The following is a 25,062-nucleotide window of genomic DNA, read 5'->3' on the forward strand; positions in this document are numbered from 1 at the left end:
GGCAGATGCCGCGCCGAGGTCAGCGCCGGGTGCCCCAGGTCCATGGCGGCGTGGTCAGCAGACCCTGCCCCTGGACGAAGGTCTCGCCGAGGTCCTTGACCAGCAGGATCGAGCGCGCGGCCGACCCGAGCCCGACGTCCGCCTCGACGCCGTCCGCGTCGTCGGCGCCTGTGTCGTCGGCGTCTGTGTCGTCGGCGTCCGTGTCGTCGCCCTCGAGGACCCCGAGCTCGCGGACAAGCGCCGAGGAGTGCGACACGACCATGACCTGGCTGCGTTCCGCAGCCGAGCGGATCAGCCGGGCGAGCGGTGGGAGCAGCTCAGGGTGCAGCGACGTCTCTGGCTCGTTGAGCACGAGCAGCGGCGGCGGATCCACGGTGAGCAGGGCGGCCACCAGGAGCAGGTAGCGCAGCGTCCCGTCGGACAGCTCGGCGCTCGACAGCGGCCGCAGCATGCCCGGCTGGTGCAGGGCGAGGTCGAACCGACCGTCGGTGACCGTGACATCGAGGATCGCCCCGTCGAAGGCATCGGCGACAGCGGTGTCGAGGCGGGTGCGGCCGTTCTCACGGATGGTCTGCAACGCGGCCGCGAGGTCACGGCCGTCGTCGGCGAGCACCGGGGTGCGAGTGCCGACCTGGGCCTGGCGAGCAGGCGCGTCGGCGTCGGCGCGGAACGAGTCGTAGAACCGCCAGCCCCGGATCATCCGCCGCACCCGCAGCAGCTCGGGTGCGCGCTCGGGGTCGGCCAGCTCGGTCAGCATGCTCTCCCACGGGCGCAGCGACCGGGTGAGCTCGACCCAGCCACGGCTCCGGCTCCCCCGCGCCGTCGCCGCGCCGCCGGCCGACGCTCGTGCGCGCCCCGACGGAGGGTCCGCCGGGTCTGACTCCCACTCGTCGTCGGAGCCCCAGTCGGACCCCCAGCCGTCGTCCGAGCCCGGCGTGGCACGAGTCTGGACCACGCCCCAACGGCGGCGCACCAGCACCGAGCCGGGGCGCATGACCGGGCCGGCCCAGACCACCTCACGCTTGATCTCCGGGTCGCGCAGGAACGCGGAGGCGGTGGCCCCGTCCATTCCCGACGCCTGCTGCGGGAGCCCGAGGTCGATGAGATAGCCGAAGTCCTCCGAGGCGAACCCGAGCATGAGGCTGATCGGTCCCTTGCGCATCGTCCCCTGGACAGCGTGGCCGCGCCGGGCCCCGCCGAGCGTGGCCGGACCCGCCCAGAGCGCGGACTGCAGACCACCCTCGCGGGCCAGCGTGCCGATGACCTCGCCCCGGCCGCATCCGGCGAGCAGCCGCAGCGCCCGGTAGAGGCTCGACTTCCCGCTGCCGTTGGCGCCGGTGACGACGTCGAGACCGTGCAGCGGGACGACGACGTCACGGAGCGAGCGGTAGCCCGAGACGGCAACAGCGGTCAGCATGGCGAGACCGTATGCCGTGGGGCCGACACTCCGGAGTGACCTGCCAGCGCCTCGCCAGCTCGGCGATGGCAGCTCCCCGGCTCCAGCTGCGCCGTCGACTCGCGTCAGGCGTTCGGGTCGACCCCGTCGCCTCCGGCTCCACGCGACCAGGCCGGGAGCTCCTGCAGCGACCAGCGGTTGCCGTCGGGGTCCGAGAAGTAGACGAAACGCCCCCACGGCTGCTCGTCGACCTCGGACGCGTCCACCCCGCGGCCGACGAGCTCGGCGCGGACGGCGTCTGCGTCAGCGACCACCATCTGCAGGTTGTCGAGGCCGCCCGGCGTCATCTGCGTGAGCCCCTTGCCGATCGCGATCGAGCAGGCCGATCCCGGCGGCGTCAGCTGCACGAACCTGATCTCCTCGCTGACGGTGTAGTCGTGGTCGACGTCGAACCCGACCTTGTCGGCGTAGAACTCCTTGGCCCGGTCGACGTCCGTAACGGGCACCCCAACCAGCTCGAGCTTCATGTCCATGGAGCAACGCTAGAGCGTTGCGCCGACACCTGGGTCACTCGGCGACGTTGTCAGAGAAGCCGACTGCCTCGGCATCGGTGCCCGCGCGCCCCGAAGACCCTTGGGCGGCCGCGTCGTCCGACGGCTGCACGTCCCTGATCACCGCAACCCGCCGAGTCCCGTCTGCGTCGTCCCCGGCTGCTTCCCGGCCCGATCCCTGGGCCAGCGCCCGCACCAGTCGACCCGGCACCTCGGCCAGCTTCGGCAGCGCCCGCGGCACCAGCTCCAGGACCAGCATGAGCGCGAGCGCCACCGCGAGAAGGAGGGCGGCGGCATACTCCAGCCAGCCGGCCACCGGCGTCACCACGACGAGCCCCGGCTCGAGCCCGAGTCGCCGGTCGTCGATGGCCAGGCGCGCCGCCACGGACGCGCCGACGGCCGCCGCGGCCAGGGCGACTCCGGCCGCGCCGAGCATCCCACCGCGGCGGTCCGGAAGCAGGAGCCAGGCGGCGACCCCGGCGGCGCCGAGCAGCAGCACGACGACCAGGAAGACGAGCGTCAGGGTCGGCGTCGGCCCGGAGTACGCGTCGAACTGGACACCATCGGCGGAGTAGACGGCCTCGCGCCCCCACGACCAGATGCGGTGCTCGAAGCCCTGCGTGACGCCAGCGACCTCCGGTGTGCGCACCGCCTCGATCCTCGTCGGCCAGATCGTCGTCGACGCGGCGCAGAGGATCCCGAGCGCGCCGATCCCACCGGTGACCAACCTCCCCCGAGAGGACGTCCACCGCAGCCCGCGACCTGCCTGCCCGCGGGTCCTGCCGGGCGTGCGGTCGCTCATCGCGGTGGCCGGAACCGGTCCGGGTCGGAGGACGGGTCGTCGCTGAAGCCGACGCCCTCGGTGGCGTGCCAGCCGGGCTGGTCGTACGTCGGACGCGCGTCACGGATCGTCGCGACGCCGACCCGGGGCGGCGGCCCCTCCGGCTCCTGCTCGTCGACCTTCGCGCGCTCGGCGGAGCGGCGCGCGAGTCTGACCACCCATGCCCACGCCGCCCGCGCCCACCCGGCCCGGGCCCATGCCGCCCTGGCCAGCGCGACGAGCGGGCGCCACGCGATCGCTCCCACGGCCACGGCGAGCAGGGCCACGGCCGCGACCTGCAGCTGCCCGCCGAGATACACCTCGAAGTGGAAGTCGCCGTTGCCGTAGAAGGATGCGGACGCCTCACCGAGGCGGCGCACGAAGTCGGAGATCACCTGGGAGGCAACCCAGGCGACGCCGACGGCACCGAGGATCCGTCCGTCCGAACCGCGCCGGACGGCATACAGCACGCACGCGACGACCCCGATCACCAGGGACGCGATGAAGAAGACGAGGGCGGCGTCGTTGCGGTAGTCGAACTGCGGGTCCACGCCCGGGGTCGTGTCGGCGATCCGCCCCCAGCTCCAGAACGACTGCTGGAACTGCGGAAAGTTCGAGCCGGGGTTCCCCCCGGGAACGCTGACGCTGTAGGTCGGCAGGAAGATCAGCGGCACGGCGAGCGCGATGCCGAGCAGACCGGCGACCGTGCCGACCAGCCGCCCCCGAAGGACCGGAACACGGCTGCGCAGCTCGCGCCAGGGTGACACGACCGGCTGAGCCAGCGGGCTCGGGTGGACGGTCATCCTCGGGTCTCCTCGTCGCCGGGGTCGCCGAAGGCGACCGGTTTTGCAGTCAGATGCTCGCCCGCCGGGCGCAGGCTGACCGTCACGTGAGAGCCGTCCCCGGAGCCAGGTCCATCCGTGACACCACCCTCCTCAGAGGTCGTATGCCGCCGTCCCCACGAGAGCGCCCCGTCCCACGGCGCGCCGCCGATCGGGTCCCCTCGGAGCAGCGTGTACGCCATAGCTGCCAAGGCAACCAGAAGCACGACCGCAGCGGCCGTCTCGAGCACGCCCGCCCTCGGCGTGTCAGTGAGAATCGTCAGCCCGGAGCCGGAGTAGACGTCCTCGCGCACGTCGCGTCCGGCGCGGTCTGCCGTGGTCGTGAGCAGCCGACCCGCGAGCAGCGCGACTCCGACGGGCCCCGCGAGCAGTGCCCAAGCGGGACCGCGCACCCAGACCACGATGCCCGCGAGGGCGATGAGGAGCAGCACGACGAAGACGGCAAGGCCCAGCGGGTTCCAGAGGTCCTCGAGCTCGACGCCACCGGCCGCGACGAGCCGCGACCGCCCCCAGCTCCATCCCCACAGCTCGGACAAGAGCGCCCCCCGCTCGCGGTCGGAGTTCGTCAGGTGCCACGTCGGAGCGAAGACCGACGGCACGGCCAGCAGCACGCCGAGCAGTGCGACCGATGCACCGACCACCCTCTGACGTTCCAGCCCCATCGGTGACCTCCTGACGCCGCTGGCGGCATCCGGCGTGCCGTGCGCGGCTCAGACCATTGTCACGCCATCGTCAGCGAGCGCCGAAGCTCCGGGCAACCTCGAGCAGCCGGGAGTTCGCCTCGACCTCGCCGATCGTCACGCGGACCCCGTCGTCGCCGTACTGCCGGACCATGAGCCCCGCCTCCTCACAGGCCCGCGCGAAGGCGGTGGAGTCCGTGCCGAGGGGGAACCAGACGAAGTTCGCATCGGAGCGGGGCAGCTTCCAGCCCTGGTCCGCCAGTGCCTGCGCGACCCGGTCGCGCTCTGCGACAAGGGAGTCCACGCGCTCCTTGAGCTCGTCGAAGGCGTCGAGGGAGGCGATCGCGGCGATCTGGGCCAGCGAGTTGACGCCGAACGGCGTCGCCGTCTTGCGGATCGCGGCGGCGACGTCAGGGTGCGCGACGGCATACCCGACGCGCAGGCCGGCGAGGCCGTACGCCTTGGAGAAGGTGCGCAGCACCACGACGTTCGGGCGGTCCCGCCACACCTCGAGGCCGCGGACCGCCTCGGGGTCGCGGACGAACTCGACGTAGGCCTCGTCGACGACGACGATGACATCGCTCGGCACGCGGTCGAGGAACACCTCCAGCTCGTCCTGGTGGACGCAGGGGCCGGTCGGGTTGTTCGGGGTGCAGACGAGCACGACACGGGTCCGGTCGTTGACCGCCGCGGCCATCGCGTCGAGCCGGTGCCGCGCCTGCTCGTCGAGCCCGACCATGACCGGGTTGGCCCCGGCCAGCTGCGTGACGATGGGGTACGCCTCGAACGACCGCCACGCGAAGACCACCTCGTCGCCCGCGTCGCAGGCGGCGTTGACGATCTGCGCCAGCACCGCGACCGACCCGGTCCCGGTCGCGAGGCACTCCGCGGGGACCTCGAGCGCCTTGGCCAGCCGTTCGGTCAGGGCCGTGACCGCCATGTCGGGGTAGCGGTTGACCGTGGTGGCGCCCTCGCTGATCGCGGCCAGCACCGAGGGCAGCGGGCCATATGGGTTCTCGTTGGAGGAGAGCTTGTATGCCGTCACGCCCGCGGGTGCCGACGCCGGCTTGCCGGGCTTGTAGTCGGGCATCCGTGAGAGCACCTCGCGCAGGCGGACCGCGCCCGTCGCGCTGGGGGTCGCCCCGGGCGTCGTGCCGACGGTGATACTCGCCGACGGGACGGGTGCTGCAGCTTCCTCGCTCATGGCGCCACTCTAGTTGGGCCCCAGCGGGAGCTGACCGGCCTCTGGACGTGGGCCTTACGGCATACCTGCGGTGTGGTTAGGCTCACATCGTCGCGTCAGTGCCGCCTCGACACCCTCAACGAAGCCACCTCTTCCCGAAAGACCAACCATGCGCATCGGCATCCTCACCGGGGGCGGGGACTGTCCCGGCCTCAACGCCGTCATCCGGGGCGCCACCCGCGCCGCCGAGGTCACCTACGACAGCACCGTCATCGGCTTCCGCAACGCGTGGCGCGGCGTGATGGACAACGACTACGAGATCCTCGACGTCGACCGCTGCCGCGGCATCCTGCCACTCGGTGGCACCATCCTCGGCACGAGCCGCGACCAGCCGTTCGCCCACGAGGACGGGCTCAAGCGGGTGCGCAAGGCGTACGACCGACACGGTCTCGACGCGATCATCGGGATCGGCGGAGAAGGCTCGATGGGCGTCGTCAACCGCCTGCACGAGAACGGCTTCCCGGTCATCGGGGTCCCGAAGACGATCGACAACGACATCTCCCTCACCGAGATGACGTTCGGCTTCCAGACGGCCGTGCAGATCTGCACCGATGCGATCGACCGGCTGCACACGACGGCGGAGTCGCACCACCGCGTCCTCGTCGTGGAGGTCATGGGCCGCCACGTCGGGCACATCGCTGCGTGGTCGGGCATCGCCGGTGGCGCCGCGATCATCCTCGTCCCCGAGGAGCCGTTCAACATCGACGATGTCTGCGAGCGGATCGTGCACCGGCACAAGAAGGGCCGGTTCGCCACGATCATCGTGGTCGCCGAGGGTGCGCTCCCGGCACCCGGCACGATCGAGCTGCCGACACCCGAGGTCGACAAGTACGGCCACCAGATCCTCGGCGGGATCGGCTCGATCCTCGCCCGCGAGATCCAGGGCCGCACCGGCATCGAGAGCCGGATGACGGCGCTCGGCCACATCCAGCGCGGCGGCTCCCCGGTCGCCTTCGACCGGGTGCTCGGCACGCGGTTCGGGGTCGCCGCGGTCGAGGCGGCGCTCGACGGAGCGTGGGGCCAGATGGTCGCCCTGCAGCGCGGCCAGATCGAACGGGTGCCGGTCGCCGAGGCGATCGGCCAGCTCAAGGTCGTCGACCCGGATCTGTTGCGGCTCAACAAGATGTTCCAACCGCGGATCCCCGGAGACGAACATCCAGGCTTGCCCCAGGATGGTGTGCTCCCCGTGGAACACTGACGCCCATGCTCCTCAACTTCGCCATCCAGACGGTCATCAACGCCGTCGCCATCTGGGTCGCCGCGTGGGCCATCCCAGGTATCACCCTCGGTGATGGCAGCAGCACGGGCGACACGATCAAGACGCTCATCATCGTGGCGCTGATCTTCGGCCTCGTGAACGCCATCATCAAGCCGATCATCAAGCTGCTGTCGCTGCCGCTGATCATCCTGACCCTCGGGCTGTTCGTCTTCATCGTCAACGCGCTGATGCTCGAGCTGACCTCGTGGCTGGCCTCGATCTGGGACCTCAGCTTCCACGTCGACCACTTCTTCTGGGATGCGATCCTCGGCGCGCTGATCATCACGTTCGTCGAGCTGCTGCTCAGCTTCGTCAAGCGGGACTGATCGCCGGCCTCGTCCGTATGCCGTGAGCCCGCCTCCCACGTGGAGGCGGGCTCTCGTCGTCCTCCCCCTCGCAGTCGAGTGAGCGCCCCGTCCCACCCGTCACACCACCAGTCGAGTGAGCGCCCCGTCCCATCCGTCACGCCGACGCCAACGTGTCGGGGTGTCGGCTGGGGGCTGTCGGCGTGGGGTCCTACGGTCGAGGCATGCGGTTGCTCCACACCTCCGACTGGCATCTCGGGCGCACGCTCCACGGCGTGAGCCTGCACGAGGCCCAGACCACGGTGCTGGAGCGGGTCTGCGAGCTCGTCGAGAGCCCGCCCGACGGCATACCCGTCGATGCCGTGGTCGTCGCCGGCGACGTCTACGACCGGGGCGTCCCGCCCGTCGAGTCGGTGCAGCTCTTCGAGTGGACGCTCAGCCGGCTGTCGGCCGTGACGACCGTCGTGGTCACCTCGGGCAACCACGACTCGGCCATCCGGCTCGGCTACGGCTCGGGCCTGTTCCGCGATCGCATCCGGATGATCACCGACCTCGGCCAGCTCGACCTGCCGGTGCTGCTCGACGGGAGCGACGGCGTGGCGGTCGCGATCTACGGCATCCCGTACCTCGACCCCGACCACGCGAGGGTCGCGCTGGCGGGCTCCGGCGAGCCGCTGCCGCGGTCGCACCAGGCGGTCGTCGGGGCCGCGTGCGACCGGATCCGCGCCGATCTTGCCGAGCGGCCCGGAGTCCGTAGCGTGGTCGTGGCTCACGCGTTCGTGGCCGGCGCCGAGCCGAGCGACTCGGAGCGCTCGATCATGGTCGGCGGGGTCGACCGGGTGGCCGGCACCGTCTTCGCCGGCATCGACTATGTCGCCCTCGGGCACCTGCATGGGCCGCAGGCGCCCGAGTCCGCCCCGGGCTCCATCGTGCGCTACTCCGGCTCGCCGCTGCGGTACTCGTTCTCCGAGCAGGACCACCACAAGGCGGTCCTGCTCGTCGACCTGCCCGCGGGAGGTCCGGCCGTCGTCACCCCCGTCACGATCGAGCAGCCGCGGGCGATGGCCACGCTGCGAGGGCGCCTGGACGACCTCCTCGACTCGCGCGAGCTCGTGTCGGCAGAGGACAGCTGGGTGCGGGTGACGGTGACCGACCGCGTGCGCCCCGACTCGCTGATGGATCGCCTCAAGTCGCGTTTTCCCCATGTCCTCCAGGTCTTCCACGAGCCGGAGGGTGCGATCGACCGCGGTCGTCGGAGCACGACGGTGGTCAGCGAGCGCGACCCGCGCGAGCTGGGCTCCGACTTCATCTCGTACGTCACCAAGGCCGACGCCAGCCCCGGCGAGGTCGACGTGTTCGTGGCCGGCTACGAGGCGGCCATCCGGGCGCAGCAGCTCGCCGAGGCCCAAGAGGTCGCCTGACCATGCAGCTGCACCACCTGGAGATGACGGCGATCGGGCCGTATGCCGGCACCGAGCGAATCGACTTCGCCGCGGTCGGTCGTGCCGGCCTGTTCCTGCTCGAAGGCCCCACGGGGTCGGGCAAGTCGACAATCATCGACGCCATCACCTTCGCGCTCTACGGCAAGGTCGCCCAGGCCTCTGCCGATGTCGAGCGCATCCACTCGCACCATGCCGACCCGCGCACGGTGCCGGTCGTCACGCTCGTCTTCGAGACCCAGTCGGGGATCTACCGCGTCCAGCGCACGCCGCGGTTCGAGCGGCCCAAGTCGCGCGGCGCCGGGACGACCGTGCAACAGCCGACGATCAAGCTGTGGCGCGTCCAGACGCCTGACGACCTCGCCGGCGGCGAGCTGCTCTCGACCAACCTCGGCGACTGCGACGACGAGATCACCAGGGCCGTGGGTCTGACCCGCGACCAGTTCGTGCAGACGGTGATCCTGCCGCAGGGCGAGTTCGCGACGTTCCTGCGGGCTCGGTCGGAGGACAAGGGAAAGCTGCTCGAGAAGGTCTTCGGCACCGGGTTCTTCCGCCGCGTCCAGGACCACGTCGTCGAGGCGGGCCGGACTGCCCAGGGCAGGCGCCAGGGAGCGGTGGCCCAGATCCGCGACACGATCCATGCGTTCGCCGTCTCCGCAGGCATCGAACCTGAGCGTCGTGACGCACTCGTCGTCTGTGCACAGTCGGCGGCCGACAGCACCGCGGAGGTGCTGCGGGCCGAGCTCGCCGAGGTCGTCGACGAGCTCGTGACGCGGGAGCGTCACGCGGCCAAGGCGAGCCGCGAGGCCATCGAGGCGCACAAGCAGATGGCCGAGATGGTCGGCGACGCGCGCCTTCGGCGGGAGCGCCGGGAGCGACTGCTCGCTCTCCAGCGCGAGGACGAGAGCCTGGGCGCCCGAGCCGTCGAGTTCGACGAGCTGCGACGCCAGGTCGGCCGGGCCAGACAGGCGCGCCCGGTCGCCGGCGCCATGCGGACCCTCGCCTCCTCCGAGTCCGCGCTGAGAAGGGCCGAGACGGCGGTCACCGGTGCGCGGCCGAAGGTCGACCCAACCCGCCGAGACCTCGGCGTGCGCGAGCTGCGGGTCGCAGCCGCGTCCCTGCGTGAGGTCATCGGCTCGCTGGCCGGCGTCGCGCTCGTCGAGCAGGGGCTCGGCCCGCACCGCGAGCGGCTCCTCGAGCTGCAGGCCCGCGCAGCCGGCTTGCGCCGCGCACTCGACTCGGTCAGCACCGACCTGGCGGCGCTGCCGGAGTCCCTCGCTGCCGAGGAGCAGGCCCTGACCCAGGCCCGCCACCTGCACTCGCTGCTCGACACCCGCAAGGCCGGCGCGGTGCGGGCCAAGGAGCAGCTCGACGCTGCGACGATGCTCGCGGAGGCCATCGCCGCGGCGCACCGGGAGGAGGAGCACGCCCGGGCCACACTGGCGATGCTCAAGTCCGGCGAGGCCCGGCTCGCGCAGCTGCGCCAGGCACGCATCGACGGCATCGCGGGCGAGCTCGGGCTCATGCTCGAGTCCGGCCAGCCCTGCCCCGTATGCGGCTCGGTCGAGCACCCCCGGCCAGCACGCCCGAGTGCCGGGTCGGTCACGCCCGAGCAGGTCATGTCGGCCGAGCAGGAGGTCGAGTCGCTGCGAGCGGACGCCGACGCCGCGACGGATGCGCTCGCCGCGCGGCGCGCCTCGGTGCGCGAGCACGGCGCCGCAGCAGGTGGGCTCGACGTCTCCGCCGCTCGCGCGGCGGCCGAGCGCGCGGCCGCTGAGCTCGCGGCGTCACTCGCCGCGGGGCGTGAGGTCACAGAGCGCGGTGAGCGACTTGAGCTCCTGCGCACCCGGCAGACCGAGCTCGGCGCGCAGGCGACGAGCCTGTCGGCCGAGATCGCCCGAGTGGAGCAGGTCACGACCGACCTGTCGGCTCGGATCGAGTCCGAGTCACGCGACGTCGACGCCGCGCGCGACGGACACGCGACGGTCTCGAGCCGCAGGGATGCCCTGACCCGTGAGGTCGCCCACGTCGACGCGCTCGTCGACGCCATCTCGACCCGCGACGCGGCGCAGGCGAGCGTCGCCGAGGACGAGGCCGCCCGCGACGCCGACCTGGCGGCGGCCGGCTTCCAGGACGTGGCGGAGTGGTTCGATGCCGACCGGCCGATGGACTGGATCACGGCCACGGCGAAGGAGATCGCGGACTTCGAGATGGCGTGCACCCGGGTCAAGGCCGGGCTCTCGGGCCCGGAGCTGGCAGACGTCCAGCTCGATGCCCTCTTCGACGACATCGAGCCGCTGATCGCCCTGGAGAAGGCTGCGAAGAAGGACATGGAGTCGGCCGCCCACGAGCACGGAAGCCTGCGCACGCAGGTGGCACGCACGAAGCAGCGCGTCACCGAGATCACCACCGCGATGGAGCGCAACGCCGACGTCATCACCGAGACCGCCGATGCGGTACGGGTCGGCCAGCTGGTGGCCGGCAGCGGGGACAACCAGCTCAACCTCGACCTGGCCAAGTACGTCCTCATCCGCCGGTTCGCCGAGGTGCTCGGCGCCGCCAACACCGAGCTCGCGCGGTTCTCCGGAGGCCGGTACTCCCTCGAGCACACCGACGCCAAGAGGGGCAACGCCAAGTCGGGGCTCGGGGTCCGCGTCCACGACATGCACACCAACCAGGTCCGCGAGGTCGGCACGCTGTCCGGTGGCGAGACCTTCTATGTGTCGCTGTCCCTCGCACTCGCCCTTGCGGAGGTCGTGCGTGCCGAGTCCGGCGGCGTCGACCTGGGCACCCTGTTCGTCGACGAGGGGTTCGGCACGCTCGACCCCGACGTGCTCGACGACGTCATGCACACGCTCGAAGGCCTGCGCGACGGCGGGCGGACCGTCGGCATCGTCAGCCACGTCTCCGAGCTGAAGTCCCGCGTCGCCGACCGGATCGAGGTCGTCGTCAAGCCGGACCGCACCTCGACGTTGCGCATCACCGCCTGACCCACCGTCCCGCTGCCGTCCGTTCTCCCAGCCCTCGCGGCGCCCGCCTCCCCTTTCCCGTCGAGTGGCCGCTCCGTCCCACACCTCAACGTCCGGTGAGCGTCCCCCAACTCGAGTGGCCGCTCCGTCCCACACCCAACGTCCGGTGAGCGTCCCCCCAACTCGAGTGAGCGCCCCGCCCTTAGTCACATCGCCGGTCATGTCGCATCGCGTGCTGCCATCACGACCGCTCTGGCTACATGACCGGCGCCCTGACCGACGACAGGCTAACGTGGGGCTGAAGGGACCGGGTGGCCACTCGATGTGGTTCGACGGGTGGGACCGGGTGGCCACTCGATGTGGTTCGACGGGTGGGACCGGGCGGCCACTCAACGTGGTTCGACGGGTGGGACCGGGCGCCACTCGATGTGGTTCGACGGGTGGGACCGGGCGGCCACTCGACGTGGAGGCGGCGCGTAGGCCCGCGGGGCCGGGCTAGCCGGACAAGGCCCAGGCCTGCACCTGGCCCGCCGTCACCGACACGCCTGGTGCCGACGACGATGCCGCGAGGTCGAGCGCCTGCTTGCCCGCCGGCTCGCCGTTGCACAGGAGTCCGAAGGGCACCCACACCGAGGCCCGACTCGCGACTGTCACCACGACCGGCGGGCCCTCCGGGTCCGGACCCATCTGCGGCTGGAGCGTGACGGTCGCCGGCTTGGCCCCTCCATTGGTCACCAGGACCGACCCGCCCATCCAGAGGTCGGCGACGACATCGGTCACCACAGAGGCACCGAGGACCGTGGTCTGCTTGGTGGTCAGGGCGACCGGACTCTCGACCGTTGCGTCGCCGTGCGGCACGGCGCCCGTGGTGGGGAGACCCAGGACGGCGAGCAGGCCCGAGGACAGCGCAACGCCTGCGACGGAGGAGCGCACATTCAGTCCGAAGTGGTGAGTGCCCGACGCAAAACCGTTGCGCAGCAAAGCGATCGGTAGATACATGGGCCGATCGGGGCCGACGATTGCGGAGATGGACGACATCGTCGCGTCGTCGACGAGGTAGTCCACGGTCACGGTGCCGCTCTTCTTGCCACGGTTGACGAACGACACCCAGCCCTGGGTCAGCGCATCCATGGTGCCGAGCGGGTCCTGCGACGAGAGCTCCAGCTTCGAGTCGAGCACCAGCGTCGCCTTCGTCCCGAGCGATACCTCGCCCGCGGTGATCGCGGATGCGTTCGGCAGGGCCGGGTCGCCCTCTGACGCCGGCACCGCCAGCGCTGTCAAGGCGCCAGCCGCGACCGTCACCGCCATGTTCGCCGTCGCCTCGACACCGACCGTGACGTCGCCGCCAGCTGGATGGTCAGGTCCGACGATCCCGACGGGCAGGACCGCCGAGACGCCGGGGTCCACCACCGCAACGAGGTCCGGGCCCACGATGTCCGCAGGCACGTCCGGTCCGACGATCTCGACACCGTGCACCTTCACGGTGGCGATCTTCTTGCCGGGGTTGGTGACCGTCACCCAGCCCGTGGCGCTGGCCCTTGAGGCCGCTCCCGTCGACACTGTCACCGAGCCCACGATGGTCGGCGACCCAGCCTTCAGCGTCTGCTTGATGAGTGTGACGCCCGAATGTGGCTGGGCCAGTGGCGGATCCGCCGCCGCCGCCGACTGCGGCAAGAGCGCGCCCGCCATCGTCGTAACAGCGGCCGCCACGATGACGCCGTGCTTTACCTGGCTCCGACGCGCCCGCGGCGCCGACTGCGGCCCAACCGGAACTGTCCGACCGACCATGTCCTGACTCCCGATTTCGAGATCCCCCGAGTGATGTGTGAGCAGATCGTGGCGTCTGGGACCGGTCGCCGTCCGCGGAATCGACAATCCGAGCCGCCCCGACGCGGCGGTGCGCCCACGCGACCGGTCGGCGCGGCATACCCACTCGGGGTGAAGCCCCGGCTCTACGATCCGAGCATGAGCGTCGTCGCGAGCGTCTTCGTCGGACTGGCCGCCGTGCTGCACGGCTACATCTTCTGGATGGAGAGCATCGCCTGGACCCGGCCGCAGGTGTGGAAGCGGTTCGGCGTCGCCGACCAGGCGCAGGCCGACACGACCCGGCCGATGGCGTACAACCAGGGCTTCTACAACCTGTTCCTCGGACTCGGCGCCGCGCTGGGGATCGTGCTCTGGTGGTCCGGCAGCCACGACGCCGGCAAGACGCTGATGCTGTTCTGCACGGCCTCGATGGTCCTCGCGGCGACGGTTCTCGTCACGACAGGCAAGGGCTACCTGCGGGCTGCGCTCGCGCAGGGCACCCTTCCCCTCATCGGTTTCCTGCTCACCCTGTTCGTCTGAGACGAAGCCGCGCGAGCGGGCCAGAGCCACACGTCAGTCGAGGGCGGTCAGGCTCCTTCGGGGGTGGGGTTGGCGCGGACGCGGCCGGCGCCGATCGCGAGGATGACCACCCCGACGACAGCCGACGACAGCGCGAGCGTCCCATAGCCGTAGACGCCGACGATCACGCCCGCGGCGACACCGCCGACCGCGCCGGCGAGCCCCATGAAGACGTCCGACAGGCCCTGCGCGGCCGGACGCTCGTCCGTCGTCACCGCCCCGGTGAGCAGGGTCGAACCGGACACCAGCGTGCACGACCAGCCCACCCCGAGCAGGAACAGCGCCACGAGGAGCAGGCCCGACCAGCCCTCCATCGTCTGCGACGCGAGCAGCGCAGCCACCGTGAGGATGACGCCACCGGTCATGGCCACCGGCCGGCCACCCCAGCGGTCGACGGCCAACCCGACGAGTGGCGACAGTGCGTACATGCCGAGGATGTGCATCGAGATGACGAAGCCGATGACCTCGAGCTCGGCCTGCCCGTGCTTCATGTGGATCGGCGTCATCACCATGACGCTGACCATGACGAGGTGCCCGAGCCCCATGACGAGCACGGCCTGCAGGGCGAGCCGGTTGGCCCGGACCACAGCGAACCCGCGCCGCATCGAACCGTCGTGGTTCGGAGCATCGGCGACAGTCCCAGACGCCGGGTCCGCCACGTCGAGCGGGTGCGCGTCGCGTGATGCTGTCTCCACCGGGCCGGTATGCCGCTCGGGCGAGCCGTCCGCTCGCGCCTGACGCTCCGCGCGTGCCGCCGCGTCGAAGGACCGGGCCGTCAGTAGCGGGTCGGGACGCAGCAGCCGGTCGATGACGAGGAACGCCAGGGCGAAGCCGGCGAGCGCGAACACGAAGGAGCCGACCAGGTCGGGCAGCCCGATGGCTCGCGCGAGGTCACGTCCGGGTCCGACGAGGTTCGGGCCCGCGACGGAGCCGATCGTGGTGGCCCACACGACGATCGACAGGTCGCGTCCCCGTCTGGCGGGCGCGGCGAGGTCGGCTGCGGCATACCTCGTCTGGTTGTTGGTGGTGGTCCCGCCTCCGAAGAGGAACATGCCGAGGACGAGGAGCGGGAACGAGTTGGCGACGCCGGCCGTGATGACGAGGGCGGCGCCGATGAAGGCGACGACGAGGCCGAAGCGAAGGCCCCACCGGCGGCCTCGCGATGCCGTGAGCCGCGCGACCGGGATCGTGATGAGCGCCGTGCCGAGCACCTGCGCCGTCGTGCCGACGCCGGCCAGCGCCTCCGTGCCGCTCAGCTGCTCGGCGAGGAGTGCACCGACCGCGATGCCGCTCGCCATGCCGACGCCGCCGAGCACCTGCGAGGCGAAGAGTGTGCGGACCACCTTGTGCTGCAAGGCAGTCCGGTCGACGGGCTGGGTCTTGACGGTCATGGGCCTTCCGGTGTGACGGGGCGCTCACTCGACGGTGGGGGGCGCGCCGAACGAGGTGCTAGATCTGAGACGGGTGGGGCTGGGCGCCCACTCGACGGGAGACAGAATACCCCGGGGGGTTCCGAGGGGGCTCCTCCCGGGACACCTCAGACGTGGCGGCGCGACGTGATGACGCGGAAGCGGTTGGCCACGAACGCCGCGTCGGTGTAGGCGGCGTTCGCGGCCGGGTTGGCTCCCGTGCCGTGGTAGTCGGAGAACGCGGCCGTCTGGTTGACGAAGACCTGGCCGGTGAGGTTCTCCGACAGCGCCACGCCGCCCTCGGCGGCCGCCTCACGCGCCTCGTCGAGGACCTTCTCGTCGGTCGAGTAGACCGATGCGGTCATCGCACCGTGCTCGTGCACGGTGTCGGCGAACTGCGCGAGCGCCTGCTCTGTCGAGCCGGCCTTGATGAGGTACCCGACCGGCCCGAAGCACTCACGGGTGTAGACGTCCTCGCGCGCCACGTCGACGGCGACCAGGCCGGGCGCGCGGACGACCGCGTCGGCCCACGTGGGGTGGGTGACACGCCTGGAGTCGAGCACGACCTGTCCGCCGGCGTCCGCGGCGATCGAGGCGAGCGAGTCGGCGTTGCTGCGCACCTGGTCGTTGACGGTCGCGCCGAGCAGCTCGACCGCCTTCGCGTCGTCGCCGGTGAGCCGCCCGATGGCTCCGGCGAGCTTGTCGCCGAAGTCGTCGAAGCCGAGGTGGCCCTCGTCGGTGTCGATGCCGTCGGCCGGGACGTAGATGTTCTGCGGGGCCGTGCACATCTGGCCCGAGTAGAGGGTGAGGCTGAAGGCGAGGTTGCCCAGCATCCCCTTGAGGTTGTCGGTCGAGTCGACGACGACGGTGTTGAGCCCCGCCTTCTCGGTGTAGACGAGCTTGCCGAGAGCGGCACCCCGCTCCTCGAGCCAGGAGCCGAACGCCGGCCCGCCGGTGTAGTCGATGATCGCGACCTCGTCGCGCTCGGCGAGCGTCTTCGCGAGCCCCTGCCCGTCGGACTCGGCGGCCAGCTGCACGAGCGCGGGGTCGAACCCGGCCTCCTCGAGGACGGTGCGAGCGGCCTCGACCGAGATCGCGAGAGGCAGGACCGCGCGCGGGTGCGGCTTGACGACCACGGCGTTGCCCGTGACGAGCGAGGCGAAGATGCCCGGGTACGCGTTCCAGGTCGGGAAGGTGTTGCAGCCGATGACCAGGGCCACGCCGCGCGGGACGATGCGGTAGTCCTTCTGCATCCGCGTCGGCGCCGGGTTGCCCTCGCGGTCCCGGCCGGGCTTCTCCCACACGACCGACTCCGGCACGCGCTCCTGCTCCACCAGCCCGGCTGCGACCGCCTCGATCGCGCGGTCCTGCGCGTGCGGACCGCCGGCCTGGAACGACATGACGAACGGCTGCCCGGACGTGTGCATGACCGCGTTGGCCAGCTCGAAGCTGCGCTTGTTGATGCGGTCGACGATCTCGACGCAGACCGCAGCGCGCACCTGCGGGCCGACGTCGCGCCACCGCGCCATCGCGGAGCGCGCAGCCGCCAGACCCCGGTCGAGGTCGAGCGCCGCGTACGTCACCCCCAGACGCGGGCCGTAGGGGGAGACCTCGCTGCCGACGAAGGTGCCGTCCGTCGGCTCGTCCGCCAGGGCGGCATACGGTCTGTCGAGGTGCGCCTCGTAGGCCGCGAGGCCCTCGGCAGCCGCGGCCTCGCCATAGACGCGCGGGCTCGGCGACTCGGGGTAGCGCGAGTAGAAGGATCGGCTCACGAGGGCCTGACGGATCTCGTCGAGGACCCCGGAGTGCCGGTCGAGCAGCGGGTGGGCGGGCGTCGTTGCCGGTGCAGTCACGTGTCGATGCTAGCCCCGCCGGGAGGCGGCCTCCGCACGCCGAGCGCCCGCTCCGCAGCGCCCGGTATGCCGTCTCGGACCGCCGGCGAGCCCGCCGGGCAATCACTTGGCTCGCTGGGCTCGCGCACCTGGCCGCGGCGACCGGGCAGGATGGCAGCCATGGAGACGCAGACCAGTGCCGAGCCCGTCGCGCGGCCACAGGACGCGTCGTCCTTCGGGCCGGTCGGTGTGGTGGGAGCCGGCGCGATGGGCGCTGGGATCGCGCAGGTCGCGGCGGCGGCGGGACACGCCGTGGCCCTCGTCGACGCGATGCCCGGCGCGGCCGCCTCGGCCCTGGACAAGATCGGCGCCGGCTTGACCCGGCTGGTCGACAAGGGCCGAATGAGCAGCGACGAGGCAGCCGGCCTGCTCGCGCGGATCACCCCCGTCGAGGGCATCGGTGACCTGCCCGAGTGCGGGCTGGTGATCGAGGCGGTGCCCGAGGACCTCGACCTCAAGCGCTCGATCTTCGTCGAGCTCGCCGAGAAGCAGCCCGCGACGACCGTCCTCGCGACCAACACGTCGAGCATCGACATCGACGAGATCGCGCGAGACGTGACCGACCCGGAGCGGGTGCTCGGGCTGCACTTCTTCAACCCGCCCCCGGTGATGCGGCTGGTCGAGGTGATCCATGGCCCGCGCACGGCCCGCGCGTTCGTCGAGCACGCCACGACCCTCATGTCCGCGTGGGGCAAGACGCCGGTGCGCTGCGCCTCCACTCCCGGATTCATCGTCAACCGCGTGGCGCGGCCGTTCTACGGGGAGGCCCAGCGGGTCGTCGAGGCCGGCATCGCCGACGCAGTCACCGTCGACTGGATCCTGCGCGAGCGCGGCGGATTCCCCATGGGCCCACTGGAGCTCACCGACTTCATCGGCCAGGACGTCAACCTCGCGGTCGGAACGTCGGTCTGGGAGCAGACCGGGCGCGACGAGCGCTACACCCCGACGGACTTCCAGCGTGGCCTCGTCGAGGCCGGCCGCCTCGGGCGCAAGTCGGGCCGGGGGGTGTACACGTACGCCGCCGACGGCCGGCCCGAGACCGGTGACCCTGATCTCGCCCTGGCCGAGCGCCTCGTCGGGGGCCCGGTCGCGACCGACCCGCTCGCCCGGACGATCGCGATGCTCGTCAACGAGGCGGTCGACCTCGTACACCGAGGGGAGGCGAGCGCCGAGGACGTCGACACCGCCATGCTGCTCGGCGTGCGCTACCCCAAGGGACCGATCGCGTGGGGGCGCGAGCTCGGCTTCGACCTCGTCAGCCGGCAGATCAGCGAGCTCGACGCAGCATACGCAGGCGGGCGCTACCGGCCGAGCCCCGGGCTGACGGACGGGAGCCTCTCATGACCGACCCTGCGGATGCGGGCGACGAGGTAGCCCGGGGCGTCGCGTTCGCGCGACAGATGTGGGACGACGACGAGGCGTCCCGGCGGCTCGGCATGGACGCCCTCGTCGTCGAGCAGGACCACGCCGTGGTGCGGATGGCCATCCGCGACGACATGGTCAACGGTCACGCCATCTGCCACGGCGGCTACATCTTCACGCTTGCCGACTCGTGCTTCGCGCTCGCCTGCAACTCCCGCGGCCATCTCACCGTCGCCGCGGGCGCGGACATCTCGTTCACGGCTCCGGGAAGGCTCGGTGACGTCCTCGTCGCAGAGGCCGTCGTCCGGAGCTCCTTCGGCCGCAGCGGCATCACCGACGTCACGGTCAAGCGCGAGAGTGACGGCCAGATCATCGCCGAGTTCCGCGGGCGGAGCCGGGCGCTCAAGCGCGGGTGACCGGCCTCCGCTCGCCAAGCTGTGTTCCGTCACAAACCGGCGCGCAACGGGCGGAGTTGGGTGGAACGTGCCTAAACCCAAGACAGGCTGCGCGCGGGTCACCTAACGTTCGGGCCACGACGTCAAGAGGACGCCGCGGGGGGCGGCGGCTCGGGGGGACGCGCGTCTGCGCGCGGTTACGAGCCTCTCTTGCACACCAGATGGGGGGGAACATGAGGAGAGAACTTCGCCTGAAATCCATTGCGGCGGCCGTCGGAACGGTCGCCGTCGTCGCGCTGCTGGGGGCACCCAGCGCCAGCGCCGACAGCCATAACTGGCACCGCACCCTGTCCGACTTCCAGCTCGGGCCTTCGAACCTTGCCGTCAACCAGCAGGGGGTCTACGTCGCCGACGGGTTCCTCGGCATGCTGACGAAGGCCGGCTCGCCGGCTCCGGTCGCGGAGGCACCCGGGCTCGACGGCATCGACTTCTCGGCCGACGGCAGGTCCTACGCCTATGCCTGGAGCGTCGAGGACCACTCAGCCACCGGCCTGACGATCCGCACGAAGGGCAAGCCCGACGTGGTCGCGGACCTCGCGGCATACGAGGCGAGCCACAACCCGGACGGCGGAGTCACCTACGGGATCATCGCCAACAGCAACCCGTGTGCCGAGGCCATCCTCGGCGGGCTCGCCGGGGGGCCGGCCACGTACACCGGCATCACCGACTCCCACCCGTACTCGGTCGCCTGGACGTCCGGAGGCTGGTACGTCGCCGACGCCGGGATGAACGCCGTGCTCAAGGTCGATGCGAAGGGCAACGTCTCGACCGTCGCCGTCATGCCGCGGCAGGTCGTCACCTTCACGCAGGAGATGGCCGACGGTGTCGCGGAGGAGATGCAGCTGCCTCCGGGCACGCTCGACTGCGTCGTGGGCGTCACCTACGCCTTCGAGCCGGTGCCGACCGACGTCGAGGTCGACCAGTTCGGCGCTCTCTTCGTCTCGCTGCTACCCGGCGGTCCGGAGAGCCCGGCACTCGGCGCGCGCGGCAAGGTCTACAAGGTCAACGGCGCGACCGGCGCGATGTCTCTCGTGGCGAGCGGCCTGCTCGGTGCGACGAACGTCGCGGTCGCACCCGATGGCACGCTGTTCGTGACCGAGCTCTTCGCGAACCAGGTCAGCAAGCTCAAGAACGGCAAGCGCGCCGTGGCGGTGCACGTCGACCGGCCGGTGTCGGTCGAGGTCCACGGCGGATATCTCTACGTGGGCCAGATCCTGGACTTCGCCTCGGGGGCGCCCGGCTCGGTCCAGCGCTTCAAGATCTAGCCGACCGGACGGCATACGGGGCGACGTCTCCAGCCGTCCAGCACTTCAAATCGCGCAATGACGGCACCCCGGACAGCAGCCTGCCGGGGTGCCGTCGCATCAGTGTTAACGGTTCGGTCGCAAGTCTGTGCCGCTTGCAGGTGTGCGTGGCAGGATCGGCTGACCACATGGCGCGCCCCTGCGCCTGCGTTGGCAGAACGCCCGGAAGGACCCTCACATGCGTCGCATGTCCCTCATTGCCGCGGTCGGCGCCGTCGCCGTCGGCTTCAGCCTGTCCGCCTGCGGATCGAACTCGTTGGCGCCCACGACCCCGGCCGCCAGCACCCCTGCTGGTGGCAGCACCGGAGGCGGTGTGGACGCAGCCCTCGCGGCCAAGCTTCCGGCCAAGATCAAGTCCGCAGGAAAGATCGTCGTCGGCATCGACCCGACCTACGCACCGAACGAGATGATCGGCGCCGACGGCAAGACCGTCGAGGGCTGGGACCCGGCCCTGTTCAACGCGATCGCTGCGAAGTTCGGCGTGACCGCCGAGTACGTCCCGTCGAAGTTCGACTCGATCATCCTCGGCGTCGACAGCGGCAAGTACGACGTCGGCCTCTCTTCGTTCTCGATCACCGACGAGCGCAAGCAGAAGGTCAACATGGTCAGCTACTACACCGCCGGCACACTCTGGGTGACCCAGCCCGGCAACCCGAAGCAGATCTCCGCGGACAACGCGTGCGGCAAGAACATCGGCGTGCAGAACGGCACGACCCAGTTCGACGACATCACGGCACGCAGCAAGAAGTGCACCGACGCCGGCAAGCCCGCCATCAACATCCTCCCGCACGACGGCCAGGACGAGGTGACGGCCGACGTCGTCAGCGGCAAGGCGGACGCGATGCTCGCCGACTCGCCGATCGGGCTGTACGCGATCAAGCAGTTCTCGGGCAAGCTCGAGAAGCTGGGCGACCCCTACGACTCCGCTCCCTATGGCCTGGTCGTGCCCAAGACCGAGACCGACTTCGCACAGGCCCTCGTCGACGCCCTCAAGGCCGCCAAGGCAGATGGCAGCTATGACGCCGCTCTCAAGCAGTACGGCGTCGAGTCCGGCGGGATCACCGACTTCGCGCTGAACCCGTGAGCGCCGGGCCGGTGAGCGCCGACACCTCTGGCGTCGCCACCGGCGGCGCCGACCGGCCGGGCCTGATCAAGGCCCGGCCGGTCCCCCACCCATGGCGGTGGGTGGCACTCGTGGTCATCGTGATCCTCGTCGCGATGATGATCAGCTCGTTCGTGACCAACGAGCGGTGGAACTTCCCCGTCGCCGTGCAGATCATGAACCAGACGCCGGTGCTCGAAGGCCTCATCAAGGGCACCATCGTCGGAACGGTCGGCGCGATGGTCATCGGCATCAGCGGCGGGATCATCGTCGGCGTGATGCGGCTGTCGACCAACCCGATCCTGCGCGCCGTGTCCTTCGTCTACACGTGGTTCTTCCGCGCGATCCCGCGCTACGTCCTCCTCAGCATGATCGGCGTCGGCATCCCGTTCCTCTACAACCACCTGGACTTCGGGATCCCGTTCGGCCAGCAGTTCGGCCAGTGGCTCGGTCTCTCGACCGACTTCACCTTCTTCAGCCTCAACCTCAACCAGTTCTCCAGCACGCTCATCGCGGGGATCATCGGCCTCGGCCTGTCCGAGGCCGCCTACATGGCCGAGATCGCCCGGGCCGGCATCATCTCCGTCGACAAGGGCCAGACCGAGGCCGCCCAGGCGCTCGGCATGAGCCGCGGCAAGACGATGCGCCGGATCGTGCTGCCCCAGGCCATGCGGGTCATCGTGCCGCCGACCGGCAACGAGACGATCGCGATGGTCAAGGACACCTCGCTGCTGACCGCCATCCCGGTCATCACCGAGCTCTTCTACCAGGTGCACCTCATCGGCACCCGGACCCTCGAGATCATGGCGGGCTACGTCGCAGCGACGGCCTGGTACCTCATCGTCTGCTCGGTGCTCATGGTCGGGCAGTACTACCTTGAGCGCTACTTCGGTCGCGGCTTCGGCGAGTCGAAGCGCCAGGCCAGGCGTGCCGCGCAGAAGCGCGAGACCCGCCCGGCCGGAATGGGAGGTGCCTGATGACCGACGCGACCACGACCCCGACGACCCCGACGACCACGACGCCGGCGACCGCGACCGCGACGACGCGCGTCCGCACAACCGACGGCAGGCCACTGGTGCGGGCCCTCAATGTGATGAAGTCCTTCCACGGCAACGAGGTCCTCAAGGGCATCGACCTCGATGTCCACCGTGGTGAGGTCGTCGTGCTGCTCGGCCCGTCCGGGTCGGGCAAGACGACGTTCCTGCGCTGCATCAACCAGCTCGAGTCGATCGACGGCGGCCGCATCTGGGTCGACGACGAGCTCGTCGGCTACCGCGAGGACGAGCACGGCCACCTGCACCACCTCACCGACAAGCAGATCGCGGCCCAGCGGCGTGAGATCGGCATGGTCTTCCAGCGGTTCAACCTGTTCCCGCACAAGACCGCGCTCGACAACATCATGGAGGCGCCCTGCCAGGTCAAGGGCACGAGCAAGAAGGAGTCCCGCGAGCGGGCCATGTCTCTGCTCGCCCAGGTCGGCCTCGGCGACAAGCCCTCGGCCTACCCGGGGGCCCTGTCCGGTGGCCAGCAGCAGCGCGTCGCCATCGCGCGGGCGCTGGCGATGGACCCGAAGCTCATGCTCTTCGACGAGCCCACGTCGGCCCTCGACCCCGAGCTCGTCGGCGACGTGCTCAAGGTCATGCGTGACCTCGCCGAGAACGGCATGACGATGATCGTCGTCACCCACGAGATGGGCTTCGCCCGCGAGGTCGCCGACCACGTCGTCTTCATGGACGGCGGCGTCGTCGTCGAGCAGGGCGCGCCGAAGGACGTCATCGGCAACCCGCAGCAGGAGCGCACCCGCTCCTTCCTGCGGCGGATGCGCCAGGAGCACGAGGAGATGGAGCAGGCAGCACACGGCGAGGCCCCGGCGCCACCCGCCTGACCCGGCCGCGCCACGCGCTGCGCCCACGTCGAGTGGTCATTTCGATTCGCAGTCGTGCGATCGAAATGACCACTCGTCATTGGGTTTTGGGGCTAGACGAGGTCGGCGACTCCCTCGTCGGTGATCTCGTCAGCCTCGATGACCATCGGGTTGAGCACCCGGTGCAGGAACGACTTGGTGCGTGCCTCTTGGGGGTTGCCGATGACCTCGGCCGGGGTCCCCTGCTCGACGACGTATCCGTCGTCCATGAAGACCACCCGGTGCGCGACCTCGCGTGCGAAGGCCATCTCATGGGTGACGATCATCATCGTCATCCCTTCTGCAGCAAGGGACTTCATGACGGCCAGGACCTCCCCGACGAGCTCGGGGTCGAGCGCCGAGGTGGGCTCGTCGAAGAGCATCAGCTCCGGGTCCATCGACAGCGACCGGGCGATGGCGACGCGCTGCTGCTGCCCGCCGGAAAGGTGGGCGGGGAAGGCGTCCTCTTTGTGCGACATGCCGACCCGTGCGAGGTTGCGACGGGCCACCTCGACCGCGACCTTCTTGGCCCGCCCGAGCACCTTGGTCTGAGCCACGGTGAGGTTGTCCAGGACCGTGAGATGCGGGAACAGGTTGAACGACTGGAAGACCATGCCGACCCGGCGCCGCACCCGGTCGATGTCGACGTCCGGGTCGGTCACCTCGTCGTCGCCGATGAACACCTGACCGGAGGTGGGCTGCTCGAGCAGGTTGACGCAGCGCAGCAGGGTCGACTTGCCGGAGCCGGACGGGCCGATGACACAGACGACCTGGCCCTGGTCCAGGTCGAGGCTGATGTCCTTGAGCACCTCGTTGTGGCCGAACGACTTCTTGAGGTTGCGGATCGAGATCGCGTGACGCCCATCTCGCTTCGGGTCGCGAGATGTCCTGTCCTCAGTCATCAGCGGGCCCTCTCGTAGCGGCGCTCGAGCATGCGCACGAGCAGTGACAGCGGGAGCGTGATCGCGAGGTAGCAGACCGCCCCCACGACGAGCGGCGTCGGGTTGACCGCACGGTTGAGGAAGTCCTGGGAGAACTTCGTCAGCTCGTACTGGGCCGCGGTCACGCCGACGACGTAGACGAGCGAGGAGTCCTTGACGAGGTAGATGAGCTGGTTCGTCAGCGGCGGGATGACAATCCGGAACGCCTGTGGGAGCACGATCGTGCGCATCGTGCGGAAGGAGGTCATTCCGAGCGTCCGGGCCGCCTCGACCTGCCCCTTGGGCACCGCCTGGATGCCGGCCCGGAAGGTCTCGGCCATGTATGCCGCCGCGGTCACTCCGAGGCCCACCATCACCATGCCGTAGGTCCCGCCCGGGAACTCGAAGCCGGAGAAGGCGTTGGGGATGCCGTAGGCCACCATGAACAGCACGACGAGCGCGGGGACACCGCGGAAGAACTCGACGTACGCCGAGGCGAACCACCGGTACGGTCCGATCGAGCTCAGTCGCATCATGGCCAGGACGAGCCCGAGGACGAACGCGAAGACGAACGCGAGCGCGGTGTAGATGAGGGTGTTGACGAGGCCGACGGTGATGACCCGCGGCATCATCCGCCGGAAGATGTCGCTGCGCAGGAAGGCGTCGCTGAAGGTGCTCCAGTCGACCTTGACGACGATGAGCACGACGATGACGATGCCGATCGCGTACTGGATGCCGAGCCAGAGACGTGCGCGCTGACGTCGGCTGAGCCGCGGGCGTGGGGCGGTTTCGGTCTGGGTGGTCATGCTGTCCTCAGTCCTTGGGCG

22 protein-coding genes are annotated in these 25,062 nt (G+C 70.6%); 11 read left to right on the forward strand and 11 right to left on the reverse strand.

From position 1 onward, the window contains the following. Positions 1 to 19: 19 nt before the first annotated feature. The 6 genes from ACWEOW_RS04925 to hisC form a co-directional block, all read right to left on the reverse strand. The gene (locus ACWEOW_RS04925; protein ID WP_452268045.1) at positions 20 to 1,417 is read right to left on the reverse strand and encodes an AAA family ATPase; all 1,398 of its coding nucleotides are present in this window, start codon (positions 1,415 to 1,417) and stop codon (positions 20 to 22) included. Positions 1,418 to 1,521: 104 nt separating this feature from the next. Further along, positions 1,522 to 1,929, reverse strand: coding sequence for a glyoxalase superfamily protein (locus tag ACWEOW_RS04930; protein WP_452268046.1), 408 nt, complete (start codon positions 1,927 to 1,929; stop codon positions 1,522 to 1,524). A gap of 34 nt (positions 1,930 to 1,963) precedes the next feature. Next, positions 1,964 to 2,749, reverse strand: coding sequence for a hypothetical protein (locus ACWEOW_RS04935; protein WP_452268047.1), 786 nt, complete (start codon positions 2,747 to 2,749; stop codon positions 1,964 to 1,966). Next, the gene (locus ACWEOW_RS04940) at positions 2,746 to 3,570 is read right to left on the reverse strand and encodes a hypothetical protein (protein ID WP_452268048.1); all 825 of its coding nucleotides are present in this window, start codon (positions 3,568 to 3,570) and stop codon (positions 2,746 to 2,748) included. The genes ACWEOW_RS04935 and ACWEOW_RS04940 overlap by 4 nt, the downstream gene beginning before the upstream one ends. Continuing rightward, entirely contained in the window at positions 3,567 to 4,271 is a 705-nt protein-coding gene (locus tag ACWEOW_RS04945; protein ID WP_452268049.1) for a hypothetical protein, read from the reverse strand. The genes ACWEOW_RS04940 and ACWEOW_RS04945 overlap by 4 nt, the downstream gene beginning before the upstream one ends. 70 nt (positions 4,272 to 4,341) lie before the next feature. Continuing rightward, positions 4,342 to 5,493 carry a histidinol-phosphate transaminase gene (gene hisC, locus ACWEOW_RS04950; protein WP_452268050.1) on the reverse strand — a complete coding sequence of 384 codons (1,152 nt, stop codon included), beginning with the start codon at positions 5,491 to 5,493 and terminating at the stop codon, positions 4,342 to 4,344. A 148-nt stretch (positions 5,494 to 5,641) separates the two neighbouring features. Here hisC and ACWEOW_RS04955 point away from each other — a divergent pair, with 148 nt between their 5' ends. From ACWEOW_RS04955 to ACWEOW_RS04970, 4 genes are all read left to right on the forward strand, one after another. After that, on the forward strand, positions 5,642 to 6,730 hold the full coding sequence (locus ACWEOW_RS04955; RefSeq protein ID WP_452268051.1) for a 6-phosphofructokinase: 1,089 nt from the start codon (positions 5,642 to 5,644) through the stop codon (positions 6,728 to 6,730). Positions 6,731 to 6,735: 5 nt separating this feature from the next. Continuing rightward, positions 6,736 to 7,116, forward strand: a complete 381-nt coding sequence (locus ACWEOW_RS04960) for a phage holin family protein (protein WP_452268052.1) — start codon at positions 6,736 to 6,738, stop codon at positions 7,114 to 7,116. 203 nt (positions 7,117 to 7,319) lie between these two features. Then, positions 7,320 to 8,516: an exonuclease SbcCD subunit D gene (locus ACWEOW_RS04965; protein WP_452268053.1), complete on the forward strand. Its 1,197-nt coding sequence runs from the start codon at positions 7,320 to 7,322 to the stop codon at positions 8,514 to 8,516. Between the two features lie 2 nt (positions 8,517 to 8,518). Next, positions 8,519 to 11,524, forward strand: a complete 3,006-nt coding sequence (locus ACWEOW_RS04970) for an AAA family ATPase (protein ID WP_452268054.1) — start codon at positions 8,519 to 8,521, stop codon at positions 11,522 to 11,524. A gap of 474 nt (positions 11,525 to 11,998) precedes the next feature. Here ACWEOW_RS04970 and ACWEOW_RS04975 read toward each other — a convergent pair whose 3' ends face one another. Next, on the reverse strand, positions 11,999 to 13,213 hold the full coding sequence (locus tag ACWEOW_RS04975) for a hypothetical protein (protein WP_452268055.1): 1,215 nt from the start codon (positions 13,211 to 13,213) through the stop codon (positions 11,999 to 12,001). A 255-nt stretch (positions 13,214 to 13,468) separates the two neighbouring features. Between ACWEOW_RS04975 and ACWEOW_RS04980 the strand changes: the two genes are divergently transcribed. Beyond that, entirely contained in the window at positions 13,469 to 13,849 is a 381-nt protein-coding gene (locus ACWEOW_RS04980) for a DUF1304 domain-containing protein (RefSeq protein ID WP_452268056.1), read from the forward strand. A 47-nt stretch (positions 13,850 to 13,896) separates the two neighbouring features. Here ACWEOW_RS04980 and ACWEOW_RS04985 read toward each other — a convergent pair whose 3' ends face one another. Together ACWEOW_RS04985 and paaN are read right to left on the reverse strand one after the other, a co-directional pair. Then, the gene (locus ACWEOW_RS04985; RefSeq protein ID WP_452268057.1) at positions 13,897 to 15,279 is read right to left on the reverse strand and encodes an MFS transporter; all 1,383 of its coding nucleotides are present in this window, start codon (positions 15,277 to 15,279) and stop codon (positions 13,897 to 13,899) included. Positions 15,280 to 15,425: 146 nt separating this feature from the next. Then, positions 15,426 to 17,150 carry a phenylacetic acid degradation protein PaaN gene (gene paaN, locus ACWEOW_RS04990; protein ID WP_452268058.1) on the reverse strand — a complete coding sequence of 575 codons (1,725 nt, stop codon included), beginning with the start codon at positions 17,148 to 17,150 and terminating at the stop codon, positions 15,426 to 15,428. A 159-nt stretch (positions 17,151 to 17,309) separates the two neighbouring features. On the opposite strand from paaN, the gene ACWEOW_RS04995 reads away from it, so the two are divergent. From ACWEOW_RS04995 to ACWEOW_RS05020, 6 genes are all read left to right on the forward strand, one after another. Beyond that, entirely contained in the window at positions 17,310 to 18,533 is a 1,224-nt protein-coding gene (locus ACWEOW_RS04995) for a 3-hydroxyacyl-CoA dehydrogenase NAD-binding domain-containing protein (RefSeq protein WP_452268059.1), read from the forward strand. Continuing rightward, positions 18,530 to 18,967, forward strand: coding sequence for a hydroxyphenylacetyl-CoA thioesterase PaaI (gene paaI, locus ACWEOW_RS05000; RefSeq protein ID WP_452268060.1), 438 nt, complete (start codon positions 18,530 to 18,532; stop codon positions 18,965 to 18,967). Before ACWEOW_RS04995 ends, paaI begins: the two co-directional genes overlap by 4 nt. Before the next feature lie 212 nt (positions 18,968 to 19,179). After that, on the forward strand, positions 19,180 to 20,271 hold the full coding sequence (locus ACWEOW_RS05005; RefSeq protein ID WP_452268061.1) for a ScyD/ScyE family protein: 1,092 nt from the start codon (positions 19,180 to 19,182) through the stop codon (positions 20,269 to 20,271). 217 nt (positions 20,272 to 20,488) lie between these two features. Further along, entirely contained in the window at positions 20,489 to 21,394 is a 906-nt protein-coding gene (locus ACWEOW_RS05010) for an ABC transporter substrate-binding protein (RefSeq protein WP_452268062.1), read from the forward strand. 11 nt (positions 21,395 to 21,405) lie between these two features. After that, positions 21,406 to 22,389 (forward strand): amino acid ABC transporter permease, encoded by a 984-nt coding sequence (locus ACWEOW_RS05015; RefSeq protein ID WP_452268063.1) that lies wholly within the window; start codon positions 21,406 to 21,408, stop codon positions 22,387 to 22,389. Next, complete coding sequence (locus tag ACWEOW_RS05020; protein WP_452268064.1) at positions 22,389 to 23,297, forward strand: amino acid ABC transporter ATP-binding protein; 909 nt, start codon at positions 22,389 to 22,391, stop codon at positions 23,295 to 23,297. The genes ACWEOW_RS05015 and ACWEOW_RS05020 overlap by 1 nt, the downstream gene beginning before the upstream one ends. 92 nt (positions 23,298 to 23,389) lie before the next feature. On the opposite strand, the gene ACWEOW_RS05025 is transcribed toward ACWEOW_RS05020, so the two are convergent. Further along, entirely contained in the window at positions 23,390 to 24,217 is an 828-nt protein-coding gene (locus ACWEOW_RS05025; protein WP_452268065.1) for an amino acid ABC transporter ATP-binding protein, read from the reverse strand. Beyond that, positions 24,217 to 25,041, reverse strand: coding sequence for an amino acid ABC transporter permease (locus ACWEOW_RS05030; protein ID WP_452268066.1), 825 nt, complete (start codon positions 25,039 to 25,041; stop codon positions 24,217 to 24,219). The genes ACWEOW_RS05025 and ACWEOW_RS05030 overlap by 1 nt, the downstream gene beginning before the upstream one ends. Positions 25,042 to 25,062 lie beyond the last annotated feature (21 nt).

Source organism: Monashia sp. NPDC004114 (genome assembly GCF_053603855.1).

Excerpts from the sequence above, each read along its gene's own strand:
- ACWEOW_RS04925 (WP_452268045.1), bottom strand. The coding sequence starts at position 1,417 with ATGCTGACCGCTGTTGCCGTCTCGGGCTACCGCTCGCTCCGTGACGTC.
- ACWEOW_RS04930 (WP_452268046.1), bottom strand. The coding sequence starts at position 1,929 with ATGGACATGAAGCTCGAGCTGGTTGGGGTGCCCGTTACGGACGTCGAC.
- ACWEOW_RS04935 (WP_452268047.1), bottom strand. The coding sequence starts at position 2,749 with ATGAGCGACCGCACGCCCGGCAGGACCCGCGGGCAGGCAGGTCGCGGG.
- ACWEOW_RS04940 (WP_452268048.1), bottom strand. The coding sequence starts at position 3,570 with ATGACCGTCCACCCGAGCCCGCTGGCTCAGCCGGTCGTGTCACCCTGG.
- ACWEOW_RS04945 (WP_452268049.1), bottom strand. The coding sequence starts at position 4,271 with ATGGGGCTGGAACGTCAGAGGGTGGTCGGTGCATCGGTCGCACTGCTC.
- hisC (WP_452268050.1), bottom strand. The coding sequence starts at position 5,493 with ATGAGCGAGGAAGCTGCAGCACCCGTCCCGTCGGCGAGTATCACCGTC.
- ACWEOW_RS04955 (WP_452268051.1), top strand. The coding sequence starts at position 5,642 with ATGCGCATCGGCATCCTCACCGGGGGCGGGGACTGTCCCGGCCTCAAC.
- ACWEOW_RS04960 (WP_452268052.1), top strand. The coding sequence starts at position 6,736 with ATGCTCCTCAACTTCGCCATCCAGACGGTCATCAACGCCGTCGCCATC.
- ACWEOW_RS04965 (WP_452268053.1), top strand. The coding sequence starts at position 7,320 with ATGCGGTTGCTCCACACCTCCGACTGGCATCTCGGGCGCACGCTCCAC.
- ACWEOW_RS04970 (WP_452268054.1), top strand. The coding sequence starts at position 8,519 with ATGCAGCTGCACCACCTGGAGATGACGGCGATCGGGCCGTATGCCGGC.
- ACWEOW_RS04980 (WP_452268056.1), top strand. The coding sequence starts at position 13,469 with ATGAGCGTCGTCGCGAGCGTCTTCGTCGGACTGGCCGCCGTGCTGCAC.
- ACWEOW_RS04985 (WP_452268057.1), bottom strand. The coding sequence starts at position 15,279 with ATGACCGTCAAGACCCAGCCCGTCGACCGGACTGCCTTGCAGCACAAG.
- ACWEOW_RS04995 (WP_452268059.1), top strand. The coding sequence starts at position 17,310 with ATGGAGACGCAGACCAGTGCCGAGCCCGTCGCGCGGCCACAGGACGCG.
- paaI (WP_452268060.1), top strand. The coding sequence starts at position 18,530 with ATGACCGACCCTGCGGATGCGGGCGACGAGGTAGCCCGGGGCGTCGCG.
- ACWEOW_RS05005 (WP_452268061.1), top strand. The coding sequence starts at position 19,180 with ATGAGGAGAGAACTTCGCCTGAAATCCATTGCGGCGGCCGTCGGAACG.
- ACWEOW_RS05010 (WP_452268062.1), top strand. The coding sequence starts at position 20,489 with ATGCGTCGCATGTCCCTCATTGCCGCGGTCGGCGCCGTCGCCGTCGGC.
- ACWEOW_RS05020 (WP_452268064.1), top strand. The coding sequence starts at position 22,389 with ATGACCGACGCGACCACGACCCCGACGACCCCGACGACCACGACGCCG.
- ACWEOW_RS05025 (WP_452268065.1), bottom strand. The coding sequence starts at position 24,217 with ATGACTGAGGACAGGACATCTCGCGACCCGAAGCGAGATGGGCGTCAC.
- ACWEOW_RS05030 (WP_452268066.1), bottom strand. The coding sequence starts at position 25,041 with ATGACCACCCAGACCGAAACCGCCCCACGCCCGCGGCTCAGCCGACGT.